Consider the following 14,943-nt stretch of genomic DNA (forward strand, 5'->3'; position numbering starts at 1 on the left):
CAGGAGGTTAAGATGCAATTAGATGAACAACGCCTGCGCTTTCGTGACGCAATGGCCAGCCTGTCGGCAGCGGTAAATATTATCACCACCGAGGGCGACGCCGGACAATGCGGGATTACGGCAACGGCTGTCTGCTCGGTCACGGATACACCACCGTCGCTGATGGTGTGCATTAACGCCAACAGTGCGATGAACCCGGTTTTTCAGGGCAACGGCAAGTTGTGCGTCAACGTCCTCAACCATGAGCAGGAACTGATGGCACGCCACTTCGCGGGCATGACAGGCATGGCGATGGAAGAGCGTTTTAGCCTCTCATGCTGGCAAAAAGGTCCGCTGGCGCAGCCGGTGCTAAAAGGTTCGCTGGCCAGTCTTGAAGGTGAGATCCGCGATGTGCAGGCAATTGGCACACATCTGGTGTATCTGGTGGAGATTAAAAACATCATCCTCAGTGCAGAAGGTCACGGACTTATCTACTTTAAACGCCGTTTCCATCCGGTGATGCTGGAAATGGAAGCTGCGATTTAAGCTCCAGCCCCTTCACGCATTCGTCGAAGGGGCATTTTTATTGTGATCTCAATCACATATCCACCCGATGAATAATTCTTGCCCAACCGCTCACCGCCATTCCTGACCGCTTACATCCCTAAAATAACCACTCAGTTATTTACCTTACTTTACGCGCGCGTATCTCTGGCAACATCACTGCAGGATAGCGGTCAATTTACCTCCTCAAACGCAACGCAAACCTAGAACGGCTTCGGCCTATGATTAACAAATTACTCTATGGATTTTGGTTTGCAGGAAGGCAGCAAGTGAGTGAATCCCCGGGAGCTTACAACAGTAAGTGACAGGGGTGAACGAACGCAGCTGCCGCACCTGTAAGCCAAAAGACGACGAGTAAAATGCCAGGTTTTACTATGGATACGAAAAAACTATTCAAGCACATACCCTGGGTGATTCTCGGAATCATCGGTGCATTCTGCCTCGCGGTAGTTGCATTACGTCGGGGGGAGCACGTCAGTGCCCTGTGGATCGTGGTCGCCTCTGTGTCGGTGTATCTGGTGGCTTATCGCTACTACAGTCTGTACATCGCCCAGAAGGTAATGAAACTCGACCCCACGCGAGCGACGCCTGCGGTTATTAACAACGACGGTCTGAACTATGTTCCGACCAACCGTTACGTGTTGTTTGGTCACCACTTCGCCGCTATCGCCGGTGCTGGTCCGCTGGTGGGTCCGGTTCTCGCCGCGCAGATGGGCTACCTGCCTGGCACGCTGTGGCTGCTGGCGGGGGTAGTGCTGGCCGGTGCGGTACAGGACTTTATGGTGCTGTTTATCTCCTCTCGCCGTAACGGCGCATCTCTCGGTGAGATGATCAAAGAAGAGATGGGACCAGTACCGGGGACTATCGCGCTGTTTGGCTGTTTCTTAATCATGATCATCATCCTCGCCGTCCTGGCGCTGATTGTGGTTAAAGCCCTGGCCGAAAGTCCGTGGGGTGTCTTCACCGTTTGCTCAACCGTACCGATTGCGCTGTTTATGGGTATCTACATGCGCTTTATCCGTCCGGGGCGTGTGGGTGAAGTTTCTGTCATTGGTATCGTGCTGCTGGTTGCCTCTATCTACTTCGGTGGCGTGATTGCTCACGATCCGTACTGGGGTCCGGCACTGACCTTTAAAGACACCACCATTACCTTCGCGCTGATTGGCTATGCGTTTGTTTCCGCACTGCTGCCGGTGTGGCTGATCCTTGCACCGCGCGACTATCTGGCAACCTTCCTGAAAATCGGTGTTATCGTCGGCCTGGCGCTGGGTATCGTGGTGCTGAACCCGGAACTGAAAATGCCTGCGATGACCCAGTACATTGACGGTACTGGCCCGCTGTGGAAAGGCGCTCTGTTCCCGTTCCTGTTCATCACCATCGCCTGTGGTGCGGTATCTGGCTTCCACGCACTGATCTCTTCCGGTACGACGCCGAAACTGCTGGCTAACGAAACCGACGCGCGTTTCATTGGCTACGGCGCAATGCTGATGGAGTCCTTCGTGGCGATTATGGCGCTGGTTGCAGCGTCCATCATCGAACCGGGTCTTTACTTCGCGATGAACACCCCGCCTGCTGGCCTTGGCATCACCATGCCTAACCTGCATGAAATGGGTGGCGAGAACGCGCCGATCATCATGGCGCAGCTGAAAGACGTTACCGCACACGCGGCAGCGACCGTCAGCTCCTGGGGCTTCGTGATTTCGCCAGAGCAGATCCTGCAAACCGCGAAAGACATTGGTGAGCCTTCTGTCCTGAACCGTGCAGGTGGTGCGCCGACGCTGGCGGTAGGTATCGCGCACGTGTTCCACAAAGTACTGCCGATGGCTGACATGGGCTTCTGGTATCACTTCGGTATTCTGTTCGAAGCCCTGTTCATCCTGACCGCGCTGGATGCGGGTACCCGTTCTGGCCGCTTTATGCTGCAAGACCTGCTGGGTAACTTCATCCCGTTCCTGAAAAAAACCGACTCTCTGGTTGCTGGTATCATCGGTACTGCGGGCTGTGTGGGTCTGTGGGGCTACCTGCTGTATCAGGGCGTGGTCGATCCGCTGGGCGGCGTTAAGAGCCTGTGGCCGCTGTTCGGTATCTCCAACCAGATGCTGGCCGCCGTGGCGCTGGTACTGGGTACCGTTGTGCTGATTAAGATGAAGCGCACCCAATACATCTGGGTAACTGTTGTTCCGGCTGTATGGCTGCTTATCTGCACCACCTGGGCGCTGGGCCTGAAACTGTTCAGTACCAACCCGCAGATGGAAGGCTTCTTCTACATGGCAAGCCAGTACAAAGAGAAGATTGCTAACGGTACTGACCTGACGGCGCAGCAGATTGCCAACATGAACCACATCGTTGTGAATAACTACACCAACGCAGGTCTGAGTATTCTGTTCCTGATCGTGGTGTACAGCATCATCTTCTATGGTTTCAAAACCTGGCTTGCGGTGCGTAACAGCGACAAACGTACTGACAAAGAAACACCGTACGTTCCAATCCCGGAAGGCGGCGTGAAGATCTCTTCGCACCACTAACCGTGTTTAGCCCCGCTTCGGCGGGGCTTTGTTCTTATCAGAGTGAACTATGTTTGGTAACTTAGGACAGGCAAAAAAATATCTCGGCCAGGCGGCGAAGATGTTGATTGGCATTCCAGACTACGACAACTACGTCGAGCATATGAAGACCAACCATCCCGACAAGCCGTACATGAGCTATGAAGAATTCTTCCGCGAACGCCAGAACGCGCGCTACGGCGGCGATGGTAAAGGCGGTATGCGCTGTTGTTAATGGAGAGAGCATGAACCCGATTGCAGTGACCCTACTCACCGGTTTTTTAGGCGCGGGCAAAACTACCCTGCTGCGCCATATTCTTAACGAACAACACGGCTACAAGATTGCCGTGATTGAAAACGAATTCGGCGAAGTCTCCGTTGATGATCAACTGATTGGCGACCGCGCCACGCAGATCAAAACGCTGACCAACGGCTGCATCTGCTGTTCGCGCTCCAACGAGCTGGAGGACGCGCTACTCGACCTGCTGGACAATCTCGACAAGGGCAATATTCAGTTCGACCGTCTGGTCATTGAATGCACCGGCATGGCCGATCCTGGCCCGATTATTCAGACCTTTTTCTCCCATGAGATTTTATGCCAGCGCTACCTGCTGGACGGCGTGATTGCGCTGGTGGATGCGGTACATGCCGATGAGCAGATGAACCAGTTCACCATCGCCCAGTCCCAGGTTGGCTACGCCGACCGTATTCTGCTGACTAAAACCGACGTCGCAGGCGAAGCAGAGAAACTGCGTGAACGTCTGGCACGCATCAACGCCCGCGCGCCGGTCTACACCGTCACCCACGGCGACATCGACCTGGGCCTGTTGTTCAACACCAACGGTTTTATGCTGGAAGAAAACGTCGTCAGCACCAAACCGCGTTTCCACTTTATCGCGGATAAACAAAACGATATTTCGTCGATTGTGGTGGAACTGGATTACCCGGTAGATATCAGCGAAGTTTCCCGCGTGATGGAAAACCTGCTGCTGGAATCGGCAGATAAACTGCTGCGTTACAAAGGGATGCTGTGGATTGACGGCGAACCTAACCGCCTGCTGTTCCAGGGCGTCCAGCGCCTCTACAGCGCCGACTGGGACAGGCCGTGGGGCGATGAAAAACCGCATAGCACGATGGTGTTTATCGGGATTCAGCTGCCGGAGGATGAGATTCGGGCGGCGTTTGCGGGGTTGAGGAAGTAATTTTGGATGATGGCCGCCATGTGCGGCCTGAATTATTTTTTGTTCTGATCGCGCAGCATCGCTTCACGTAAAATTGCGTTCAGGCGAGTTTGATAGCCTTTACCAGGTCGCTTCAGCCATTCCATCACATCAGCATCAATACGCACCGAAGCCTGGGTTTTCAATGGCCGATAAAACTTACCGCGTTCTGCGTTAGACCATTGCTCATCGCTGGAAGGCGGGATATCACTGTAATCAATATCTTCGTCGAATTTATTCGCCAGTGCCTTCAGTTCGGCCTCATGCTGCACATCGAGTGTAGAGGGGGTCCCTCGTTTATGTTTAACCATGCTCATAGCGACTCCTCTCTTTACGATCTGCTTTTCGTGCACTGATGATTCGAATGTTGGAAATAGCATCACGTTTTAGGAAAAGATAGGGAAGTTGATATGAAGGGGCTGGATGGCAGCATTGGGACACCATCCAGCACTTATTCAAACCTGATAGCAATCCACCAAAAATGCCATCATTTCACTGGCATCTTTGCTGTGATAAAAGCGCACCATTTTGCTGTTGAACTCCAGCGCACGAGCTGCGGGTACACTAATGGGATTGTAACCGTGGCGCATTAACCAGCCGTTCATCATATGGCGACTGGTACGCTTGTTGCCATCAAAGAAAAACTGAAAATAAGCACCAAATAAAAACATTGCCAGCGCCCCTTCGAACGGTGGCATCTCTTTTATTTGTGCCACACCTGCGGCGAATATTCGATTCAGTTCAGGTGCACCTGCTTCTGTGGCTGGTGGGAAATGGGTGCCCAACTCGCCGAGGTGAACGCGCGCATTGTAATGTAACTCATCACCTTCGCCGCGAAAAACGCCCCACTCCAGCGCCTCATTACGCGCAATAATGCCGTTAAGCAACGTGAACGTTTTCTTATCAAGATCGAAACGCCCGGATTGCACAAGTTCAATCAGTTTTTTTGCGCTATCTGCCAGGTTCAACACCTGCTCAGTATCACTGACCTTATGCCCGCCAACGGTGACGCCATCGAGCAGCGTTTTAACTTCAACAAAGGTATAGGGGTTATTTTCCAGTTGCGCGGCATCCCAGACAAACCCTGCCATATGCGTTTTGAAGGTAAACAAGGCCGCGCGCGTACCGACAATTTGCATCGCCGGGATGGCATTTGCATTCCAGCTCAGGTCCAGTAGTTTGGTTGTCATTAGAGGATCCTTGATTGCATGGTAAAGAGGATATTATTCCATATTAAACCATCGCGTTATCCATCTGCTTTTTAAATGCCTGACGAATTAATCCCATCACATAAGGAAGCTCAGAAAGATCGCTGAAACCTATTTCAACATCGCCATTGCCCCAACGGCCTATATCTGTGACATCTTTAGCCATACATTTTGGGTCAACCAGTTCATGGAATGGCATATTTAGTGATAAACGTAAGCGACTTTTTTGCGGCACCACATCAACAAAATTCGTCTCCGCTTTGAAGGCAACATAGAGCTTCAATATTTCTCGCGTAACCCCAGCGTCCAGCGTCATAACGGCATAAGAAAGGCTGTCAAAAAGTACGCGGATGTGCGTACCTTCTTCAAGTTGCGGGAAATCAGCAAGGACATATCCCGTTTCTCGTTCAACGACAGTGCGATAACGAGCCAACACGTCTTCCGAAAGTTTGGGGATCGCCCAGACGTCTATTGCCAGCTCGGACAGACGTTCCGCTCTCTTTTGTATCGCTGCACGATCCCATATTTCACATTGCCCTAACCCCGTGTTCAGGCGTAATGGACTTTCCTTAAAGCCACCTTTTATATCTCGTTTCTTCGCAAATGGACGGTCGCTGTAGCTTGAGTTATAGCCAGTTAACGTTAAATTACCCAACGTATGGAGCCATTTTTTATGGATACGCTTCCATTCCGGACCAAGGTCATCGCGCCACTTCACCGATAAATTAGGGTTCTGCGGCATGATATGTTCAATCGTATAAGTGTCAACATAGACCCGTTCTTTACGATCGTGGTTTTCAAATCTGCGTAGCCAATAGCTGCGATTACGGAAGTTGTAGAGATCGCGAGTTTTCAGTTCACGTTGAAATTCATCATCATCCGGGAAACGACGGTAGGAAGGCAGATCCAGCAAATGCGCCGCAATGCTCTCCAGATAACGCTCTTTATCCAGCACTTTGTAAAACGTAGCGAAGGTTTTAGTAAATGAGTTGGTGGGAATGGCACAGACTGCGCGCCGGAAGATATACGACTCAATTAAACGCGTGGCACCTAAAAAATCCGCGGCAGAAAGGATCCCCTGTTTATAGTCGTGATAAAGCACCAACAGGAACGGCCATGCAGCATCAACTTTCAGTTCCCGCAGATCCTGAAACGCCATCTTTAAGGTTTTATCCTTTTCGCTATCCAGCGCCATCGCACAAAAATAGTCAGCAAACGTACGAATATCCGCAACCAGCGCCTCCATCCCGCTATCTATTACGCCAGGTTTTCGCGCATAGCGTTTAAAGGCTTCATAGACATCACCAATTCGCGGAATCTCACCTGTTTTTACCGTAAGGTAATTACGCATAAAACTGTCGAAATAGTCAGTGTATCCCTTCTGACCAAACGCCAGCTCCATGGGCCGCCAGTAATCGTCGTACAGTTGGCTTTGATGTTCTGGCTCCAGCCCCATCAGAACATAGTTGCGTACTAGATCCGCCTGACTCAGCGCTTTTCCTGTTGAGTTCATGCTTTCGAAGATTAGTTGCGGATTATCCTGACCGCGATTCAAGGCGACATCCACAATCAGCAGTTTGGAAAGGCCCTGACATAACGCGGTGAAATTGCCGTGGAGTTTGCCTATTTGCTCATGGAAAAACTCAAAATTCTCTTTCACGCGTAGAGAGCAATTTTCTGCCAGCGGTTTTTGTCTAATCAATGCCAGCAGGCTCGCTCTGTCCGTTTGCGTAAGAAGTAACTTAAAACCACGCTCGCCCGATTCATACGGATTGAGCAGATAATAGTTTCGTAATTTCATGGCGGAGAAACCATCCATCACCTCGTCATCACCAAGATGTCTGGACAACGCTTCCAGCAATAACATCGCCGTTGTCAGGCGTTGCTGACCGTCAATCACCAGTAATGGCGAGATCCCCGAAACCTGATATAGGCCCTGTTCGATATACACCACCGAGCCGATGAAATGCGCCGGGACATCATCACGCTGCCCGGCACGTATTACATCGTCCCAGAGCTGGCGGCACTGTTCCTCTGACCATGAATAAGTACGCTGATAAATGGGAATAACGAATTGCTGAGAGCGTTTTAGAAAATCGAGTAATCGGGCTTCGGTGGCTTTCATGAATGACTCCTGTCAAATTGCGCTGGCAAACGGCGTCATTATGCTGCGAATAAAAAATAAAAGTTAGCGTCTTTGTTTCTGCAAAAATACCATTCCAGGATAAATCAAAATATATTAAGAAACACCTCAAAACGCATTCATTAGAACAATTAATACTTCCAACCAATATTTATAACGCATTGAAAATGATCATGTTTTTGATCATCACAACGATAGTTTGATATAACAAAGCATTCACTTCACATTGAATATCCCCCTCTTTTTCAGGGCAAGGAATGCTTTTTATGTCATCAACTAATTTCAGCCAGATTGCAGCCTTCCTGTGGTCTGTCGCCGACCTGTTACGCGGCGATTTTAAACAATCACAATATGGACGAATTATTCTCCCTTTCACTCTTCTTCGTCGTCTGGAATGTGTACTCGAAACAAGTAAAGACGCGGTCATTGCCGAGGCACAAAAAGTAAAAGCCATGAAACTGCCAGAGGAAGCCCAGGAGAAAATGATCCTGCGGGCGACTAATGGCCTCACGTTCTTTAATGCCTCAGCGATGGATCTCAGCAAAATGGGGCAAAATGGCATACAGGACAACCTGGAAAACTACATCCAGTCGTTCTCTTCGGATGCCCGCGAAATTTTCGAACACTTCAAGTTCAGCGAGTTTGTCGGACAGCTGGCGGATGCAAACTTACTGTTCAAAGTGGTGCAAATATTCGCTAAAGCAGATTTATACCCGGAGCACGTCACCAACCACGATATGGGGCTGGTATTTGAGGAGCTGATCCGACGTTTTGCCGAGAGTTCTAACGAAACCGCCGGGGAGCACTTTACCCCGCGTGATATCGTCAATCTGACCACCTCGCTGGTGTTTTTCGATGATGATGATGCGCTCAATAAAGACGGCATCATCCGCACCATTTACGATCCAACGGCAGGAACCGGCGGCTTTCTCTCCTCCGGCATGGAGTACGTCCATAAACAAAACCCCAATGCCGTGATGCGCGCGTTTGGTCAGGAGTTAAATCCGGAATCCTACGCCATCTGTAAAGCCGATATGCTGATTAAGGGCCAGGACGTCAGCCTTATTAAACTCGGCAACACCCTTTCCAACGATCAACTCCCCGCAGAAAAATTCGATTACATGCTTTCTAATCCACCTTTCGGCGTGGACTGGAAAAAGATAGAAACCGACATCAACAACGAGCACAAACTCAAAGGTGCTGATGGTCGCTTTGGCCCCGGCCTGCCCCGAGTCTCCGACGGTTCGTTGCTGTTTCTGCTGCATCTGATCAGCAAAATGCGCGATGCCAAAAGCGGTGGCGGACGGATCGGCATCATTCTTAATGGTTCGCCGTTATTCACCGGCGGCGCAGGCAGCGGTGAAAGCGAGATCCGCCGCTACATTCTGGAAGCGGATTTGCTGGAAGGCATTATCGCCCTGCCCACCGATATGTTTTACAACACCGGTATCGCTACCTATGTTTGGGTGCTGTCTAACAAAAAAGCGCCAGAACGCAAAGGTAAAGTCCAGCTAATCGACGGCAGCAACCTGTGCGGAAAGATGCGTAAATCGCTGGGATCAAAACGTAATATTCTCGGGGAGGAGGATATTGGTTTAATCACCCGCACGTTTGGCGATTTCGAACCCGTTGCCACCACTACGCTTGCGGCGTTAGGCCTGGAGAAAGCACCCGAACAAAAATCCAGCCGGGGACGCCAGCCCGCAACAACCAAAACCGAGGCGGCAAAAACCTTTGCCAGCAAAGTCTTTCACAGCACCGAGTTTGGCTATCGTCGCATCACCGTTGAGCGCCCGTTACGCCTGTCGGCTCAGATAAGTGATGACGCCATTGCCACATTGCGCTTTGCGCCGAAGCCGTTTAACGCGCCGATGGCGCAACTGTATGACGCCTTTGCTTTCCAGTGGCAGGACGGTAATTACGGCGACTTAACAGCGGTAGAAAGTGAAGCCCGCGCCATTCTTAAAGCCGATTTTAGCGAGCTGAAAGAGAAGCAAATTAAAGATCTGCTCGACAGCAAATTATGGCTGGCCCAGCGCGGGTTAATGGAAAAAGCGCGGCGTATTCAGGCAGCGATGAGGATGCTGGCGGGTGGCAAAGAGACTGTTAGCAATGACTTTAATCAGTTCCAGTTGACGCTGAAAGAGGCGCTCAGAACCGCAGGCGTGAAGCTGGATGCGAAAGAGAACAAGCAGTTTATCGATGCTATCACCCGCAAAAACCCGGACGCCGAGCCGGTAATCAGCAAGGTTCTGAAAGAAGCGCCCCAACCGCTGTACGGCGCGTTTGAGTACCACGGAAAGGTTGTGGAGTTTGAATCGGATGGCGACCTGCGTGATAACGAGAATGTGCCGTTAAATCCGGCGGTATCTACCAACGAGTTGATCGAGGATTACTTCAAAGCGGAAGTATTGCCGCATGTTGCGGATGCGTGGATCAATGCCGATAAACGCGATGCGAAAGATGGGGATATCGGGATTGTGGGGTATGAAATTCCGTTTAATCGTCATTTTTATGTTTATACACCGCCGCGACCGTTGGAGGAGATTGATGCTGATTTGGATGCGGTAAGCGCTGAGATTATGAAACTGTTGCAGGAGGTACATTCCTGATGGCGGGGTTAAATAAATATCAGGCGTATCCGGAGTATAGGGATTCTGGGATGGAGTGGTGTAATGAATTACCACTAAACTGGAAAAAAACTAAGCTGAGGTGGCTATCCAATATTTTTGCAGGAGGAACTCCCTCCAAAAATGTTATTGATTATTGGGAGAATGGTACAGTTCCCTGGATTAGTTCTGGAGCAGTAAATCAAGGTTATATAGTCGAGCCATCCACATATATATCTAACGCTGCACTTGAAAATAGTAGTGCCAAGTGGATACCAAAAGGGGCACTTGTTGTCGCTTTAGCTGGGCAGGGAAAAACCAAAGGTATGGTTGCACAACTTGGTATTAATACCACTTGTAACCAATCCATGGCGGCCATTGTATTGTATAAAAAGAATCAATCTCGCTATATATTTTGGTGGCTCATTTCTAATTATCAGAATATACGTAACATGGCTGGCGGTGATTTACGAGACGGTTTAAACCTTGAACTTTTAGGCGATATACAATGCCCAAAACCTCGTAATGATGAATCTTCTAAGATTGCACTTTTCCTTGATCATGAAACAGCAAAAATCGATGACCTGATCGAGAAACAACAACAACTCATTGAACTACTAAAAGAAAAACGTCAGGCAGTGATTAGCCATGCGGTGACCAAAGGGCTAAATCCTGATGTGCCGATGAAAGATTCTGGTTTAACAGGATTAGGCGAAGCACCCTCCCACTGGTTTAAGAGTAAATTAGCCAATACTGGTGATGAAACTAAAGGATGCTTCGTAAATGGGCCATTTGGAAGTGATTTACTAGCAAGTGAATTGAAAGAAGAAGGGGTACCTGTCGTATACATTCGAGATATAAAAGCGACAGGTTATAACAGAAAAAGTACTGTATATGTTACTCATCAAAAAGCCCAACAGCTTGAAATATGTAAATTATCCTCAAATGATGTGATTTTTTCAAAAGTCGGAGATCCCCCAGGAGAAGCGTGCGTTTATCCTAAAAATGAACCAGATGCTGTCATAACGCAAGATGTTATGAGAGTAAGAGTTAATAAAAAAACCTTCAATGCACATTTCATAGCATATCTATTGAACTCAAATTTTGGGCGACAAACCATTAATAACATTAGTATTGAGGGAACAAGAAAAAGAGTTTCATTAGGTGACTTTAAAACAACCAAGTTTATATTTCCCCCATTGGGTGAAGCACAATCAATCGTCAACGCCTTGAATGAAAAATGCGCACAAATTGATCTCATAATATTTAAAACCAATCAAGCAATAATGCTAATCCAGGAACGCCGCACCGCCCTTATCTCCGCCGCCGTCACCGGCAAAATCGACCTACGCAACTGGACCGCCCCCATCCCCGAAGCGGAAACACCCACGGAGGTCAGCGCATGAGCAACGACATCGCCAAAGAGGTCAACTTACAAAAAGACATCATCGCTCAGATGTTGGAAAAAGGCTGGATTGTCGGCAAAAGTGACGGCTACGACCGGGAACGAGCAATATACGCACAGGATACCTTAAACTTCGTTCAGACCACCCAACCGCAGGAGTGGGAGAAATTCGCCCGCGTCTACCCCAACGACACCGAGCGCCATTTCCTCGACGCGCTGGTTGCGCAGTTAAAAAAAGCCGACAGCAACGCCACCGACATCCAGTCGCGCACCTGGGGTACGCTCGGCGTACTTCGCCACGGACTGAAAATCCGCAATGCCCGTTTTTCGCTGTGTCAGTTTAAACCGGAACATAATCTCAACCCGGAAACGCTGGCGCGCTATCAGCAGAATATCTGCCGTATCGTGCCGGAACTGGTCTACAGCCCGTATGCCTCAAATAGCGTCTTTGCAGAAACGGGCGTGAAAGCCAAAAAATGGCGCATCGACCTGGTGCTGTTTATCAACGGCCTGCCAATTGCCACGCTGGAGCTGAAATCCGAATTCAAACAGGCGGTGCAGAACGCCATTGCGCAGTACAAAAAGACCCGCCTGCCGAAAGATCCCGCCACCAATAAACCGGAACCGCTGCTGACCTTTAAGCGCGGCGCGCTGGTGCATTTTGCCGTCAGCCAGTATGACGTCTTTATGACCACCAAACTCGCGGGTGACAGCACCTTCTTCCTGCCGTTTAACAAAGGCACCAAAGACGGCGGCGCAGGCAACGAGATCCCCGAAGATACCCACCGCTACGCCACAGATTATCTGTGGAATGAAGTGCTGCTGCCGGACAACTTATTAAAAATCCTCGCCAGTTTTGTCCATTTGCATATTGAAGAAAAAGAGGAGTGGAACGGGCTGAAAGCGAAGAAAGAGAGCCTGATTTTCCCGCGTTATCATCAGTGGGATGTGGTCAACAAACTGCTGGAGGCCGCGACGGTCGAAGGCACCGGCTATAAATACCTGATCCAGCACAGCGCAGGTTCCGGAAAGTCGAACTCTATTGCCTGGACCGCCCACCAGCTTTCTCGTCTGTACGACGTGAAAGGGGAAAAACAGTTCCACTCCGTTATCGTGGTGACGGACCGCACGGTGCTGGACGACCAGCTTCAGGACACCATCTGGCAGTTCGAACACGCCGACGGCGTGGTCGGGCGCATCAATAACAAAGAGGGCGATGGCTCTAAATCGGAAAAGCTGGCCAACGCGCTGGAAAACTCGCAGCCAATTATTATCGTCACCATCCAGACGTTCCCGTTCGTGCTGAAAGCTATCGAAAACAGCGTTAGCCTGAAGCAGCGTAAATACGCGGTTATCGCCGATGAAGCGCACTCCTCGCAGAGCGGTTCCACCGCCCGTCAGCTTAAAGAAGTGCTGATGAGCGAAGAAATGGATAATGACGTGGTGCTGTCGTCAGAAGATATTCTGGATGCGACCATTGCCGCCCGGAAAGGCAGCAGTAACCTGAACTACTACGCCTTTACCGCCACGCCAAAATCCAAAACCCTCGAACTTTTTGGTCGCCGTCCACGTCCCGATGAACCGGCGTCAAAAACCAATAAACCTGAGGCCTTCCACGTCTACTCCATGCGCCAGGCAATCGAAGAAGGCTTTATCCTCGACGTGCTGAAAAACTACACCAACTACAAAGTGGCGTATCAGTTGCTGCAAAAGCTGGAAGACAAAGACCGCGAAGTCGATAGCAAACGGGCGAAGATTAAGCTCAACCAGTGGGTGACACTGCACGACCACAATATCTCGCAGAAGGTGAAGGTGATTGTGGAGCACTTCCGCAAACATGTGATGCACCTGCTTGGCGGCCAGGCTAAAGCGATGGTGGTCACCAGTTCACGCAAAGCCGCTGTACGCTACAAGCTGGCGTTTGATAAATACATTAGCGAGAACAATTACCAGAAAATCAGCGCGATGGTGGCGTTTTCCGGGGAAGTTGAATTCCAGGAAGGCGACCATAACAGCCTGGCATTGTTAAACCAGAAATTTACTGAAATAAACATGAACCCCGGCCTGAAAGGGCGGGATATGCGCAAAGCCTTCGACAGCGATGATTATCAGGTCATGTTGGTCGCCAATAAATTCCAGACCGGTTTTGACCAGCCGAAACTGTGCGCGATGTACGTGGATAAAGCCCTCGGCGGCGTCGAGTGCGTGCAGACGCTCTCCCGCCTGAATCGCACCTATCCGGGCAAAGCGGAATCAGGCACTTTTGTTCTCGATTTTTATAACGATCCGGACGAGATCCTCGGCGCATTCCAGCCCTATTTCCAGACGGCGGAACTGACCGATGTCAGCGATCCGCAGCAGGTTTTCGATCTGTTTGAAAAACTGCGCGCCACGCAGATCTTTCAGTGGCATGAAGTCGAGCAGTTCTGCGAGGCATTCTTCATCAAAAATAAATCGAATGCAGCGATCAGTAATATATGCAAACCGGCGGTAGAACGCTGGAAAAAGCGTTATCTGATGGCGATAGACGCTTATCTGACCGCCAAAGAGATGTTCGAGCGCACCAAAAAAACGGGCGATACGGTGTTAATCACTAATGCGGAAAACAGTTTTAAAGCCTGTAAGCAGGAGAAAGATCGCCTGGAAATATTCAAAAAGGATCTCGGCAGCTTTGTTCGCTTTTATGAATTTATGTCGCAGATCGTCGAGTACGATGACAAAGATCTGGAAAAACTGAGCCTGTTTGCCCGCCATTTGCGTCCGCTGCTGCATGAACAACGTCTGGAAGAGGATGAGGTTGATCTCAGTAACGTGGAGATGAGTCACTATCGCTTATCGAAAATCCATGAACAAGATTTACGCTTACAGGAAGAAACGCCTGACTATACGCTGGATGCAAGTAATGATATTGGTACGGCAAAAGCGAAAGATAAAAAAGAGGAGTTTTTATCGCAGGTGCTTTCTCGGATGAATGAATTATTCATTAGCGACCATTTGACCGACAAAGATATGATCAGCAATGCTTTTTCGGTGTATAACAAAATAACTGAAAATGAAAATGTTATGACACAAATTAAAAATAATCCGCCAGAACAAGCTATTCTTGGTGATTTCCTCCAGGCAGTTGATAATGCTGTAATGGACAGTAATGACGCTCGACAAGAATTTATGTTGCAATATTTATCAGATCCAGTTCGGGCAAAGGGCTTTGCTTATCTGATGTTTGATATGCTAACGGGGAAAATTGCTTTGCCAACATAAAAATACGTTGA

The 14,943-nt window shown here is 49.7% G+C and carries 10 protein-coding genes; 7 read left to right on the plus strand and 3 right to left on the minus strand.

Features of this window, described 5'->3' with window-relative positions; genetic code table 11:
• The first annotated feature begins 12 nt into the window (after positions 1-12).
• The 4 genes from ACJHYR_RS19985 (at position 13) to yjiA (ending at position 4,288) form a co-directional block, all read left to right on the plus strand.
• Positions 13-525 (plus strand): 4-hydroxyphenylacetate 3-monooxygenase reductase subunit, encoded by a 513-nt coding sequence (locus ACJHYR_RS19985; RefSeq protein ID WP_001175455.1) that lies wholly within the window; start codon positions 13-15, stop codon positions 523-525.
• Between the two features lie 392 nt (positions 526-917).
• Positions 918-3,068 (plus strand): pyruvate/proton symporter BtsT, encoded by a 2,151-nt coding sequence (gene btsT / locus ACJHYR_RS19990; protein WP_001298933.1) that lies wholly within the window; start codon positions 918-920, stop codon positions 3,066-3,068.
• Positions 3,069-3,117: 49 nt separating this feature from the next.
• Positions 3,118-3,321 carry a YbdD/YjiX family protein gene (locus ACJHYR_RS19995; protein ID WP_000467859.1) on the plus strand — a complete coding sequence of 68 codons (204 nt, stop codon included), beginning with the start codon at positions 3,118-3,120 and terminating at the stop codon, positions 3,319-3,321.
• Between the two features lie 10 nt (positions 3,322-3,331).
• Positions 3,332-4,288: a GTPase gene (gene yjiA, locus ACJHYR_RS20000; protein WP_001295525.1), complete on the plus strand. Its 957-nt coding sequence runs from the start codon at positions 3,332-3,334 to the stop codon at positions 4,286-4,288.
• Positions 4,289-4,320: 32 nt separating this feature from the next.
• Here yjiA and ACJHYR_RS20005 read toward each other — a convergent pair whose 3' ends face one another.
• From ACJHYR_RS20005 to ACJHYR_RS20015, 3 genes are all read right to left on the minus strand, one after another.
• The gene (locus tag ACJHYR_RS20005) at positions 4,321-4,623 is read right to left on the minus strand and encodes a BrnA antitoxin family protein (protein ID WP_000063148.1); all 303 of its coding nucleotides are present in this window, start codon (positions 4,621-4,623) and stop codon (positions 4,321-4,323) included.
• A gap of 138 nt (positions 4,624-4,761) precedes the next feature.
• Complete coding sequence (locus ACJHYR_RS20010; RefSeq protein ID WP_000208602.1) at positions 4,762-5,496, minus strand: Fic family protein; 735 nt, start codon at positions 5,494-5,496, stop codon at positions 4,762-4,764.
• Positions 5,497-5,539: 43 nt separating this feature from the next.
• Entirely contained in the window at positions 5,540-7,639 is a 2,100-nt protein-coding gene (locus ACJHYR_RS20015; protein WP_072837554.1) for a DUF262 domain-containing protein, read from the minus strand.
• 284 nt (positions 7,640-7,923) lie between these two features.
• Between ACJHYR_RS20015 and ACJHYR_RS20020 the strand changes: the two genes are divergently transcribed.
• From ACJHYR_RS20020 to ACJHYR_RS20030, 3 genes are read left to right on the plus strand one after another with little or no spacing between them, the layout of a single operon-like run.
• Positions 7,924-10,269: a class I SAM-dependent DNA methyltransferase gene (locus tag ACJHYR_RS20020; RefSeq protein ID WP_000099603.1), complete on the plus strand. Its 2,346-nt coding sequence runs from the start codon at positions 7,924-7,926 to the stop codon at positions 10,267-10,269.
• Positions 10,269-11,672, plus strand: coding sequence for a restriction endonuclease subunit S (locus tag ACJHYR_RS20025; protein ID WP_000907912.1), 1,404 nt, complete (start codon positions 10,269-10,271; stop codon positions 11,670-11,672). The genes ACJHYR_RS20020 and ACJHYR_RS20025 overlap by 1 nt, the downstream gene beginning before the upstream one ends.
• Positions 11,669-14,932 carry a type I restriction endonuclease subunit R gene (locus ACJHYR_RS20030; protein ID WP_001587759.1) on the plus strand — a complete coding sequence of 1,088 codons (3,264 nt, stop codon included), beginning with the start codon at positions 11,669-11,671 and terminating at the stop codon, positions 14,930-14,932. Before ACJHYR_RS20025 ends, ACJHYR_RS20030 begins: the two co-directional genes overlap by 4 nt.
• Positions 14,933-14,943: the final 11 nt, after the last annotated feature.

Source organism: Escherichia sp. WS1450, assembly GCF_046487395.1.
Taxonomy (GTDB): domain Bacteria; phylum Pseudomonadota; class Gammaproteobacteria; order Enterobacterales; family Enterobacteriaceae; genus Escherichia; species Escherichia coli.

Bases quoted from the DNA above. Each gene is read 5' to 3' on its own strand.
- ACJHYR_RS20020 (WP_000099603.1), top strand. From the start codon at position 7,924: ATGTCATCAACTAATTTCAGCCAGATTGCAGCCTTCCTGTGGTCTGTC.
- btsT (WP_001298933.1), top strand. From the start codon at position 918: ATGGATACGAAAAAACTATTCAAGCACATACCCTGGGTGATTCTCGGA.
- ACJHYR_RS19985 (WP_001175455.1), top strand. From the start codon at position 13: ATGCAATTAGATGAACAACGCCTGCGCTTTCGTGACGCAATGGCCAGC.
- ACJHYR_RS20010 (WP_000208602.1), bottom strand. From the start codon at position 5,496: ATGACAACCAAACTACTGGACCTGAGCTGGAATGCAAATGCCATCCCG.
- ACJHYR_RS20005 (WP_000063148.1), bottom strand. From the start codon at position 4,623: ATGAGCATGGTTAAACATAAACGAGGGACCCCCTCTACACTCGATGTG.
- ACJHYR_RS20015 (WP_072837554.1), bottom strand. From the start codon at position 7,639: ATGAAAGCCACCGAAGCCCGATTACTCGATTTTCTAAAACGCTCTCAG.
- ACJHYR_RS20030 (WP_001587759.1), top strand. From the start codon at position 11,669: ATGAGCAACGACATCGCCAAAGAGGTCAACTTACAAAAAGACATCATC.
- ACJHYR_RS20025 (WP_000907912.1), top strand. From the start codon at position 10,269: ATGGCGGGGTTAAATAAATATCAGGCGTATCCGGAGTATAGGGATTCT.
- yjiA (WP_001295525.1), top strand. From the start codon at position 3,332: ATGAACCCGATTGCAGTGACCCTACTCACCGGTTTTTTAGGCGCGGGC.
- ACJHYR_RS19995 (WP_000467859.1), top strand. From the start codon at position 3,118: ATGTTTGGTAACTTAGGACAGGCAAAAAAATATCTCGGCCAGGCGGCG.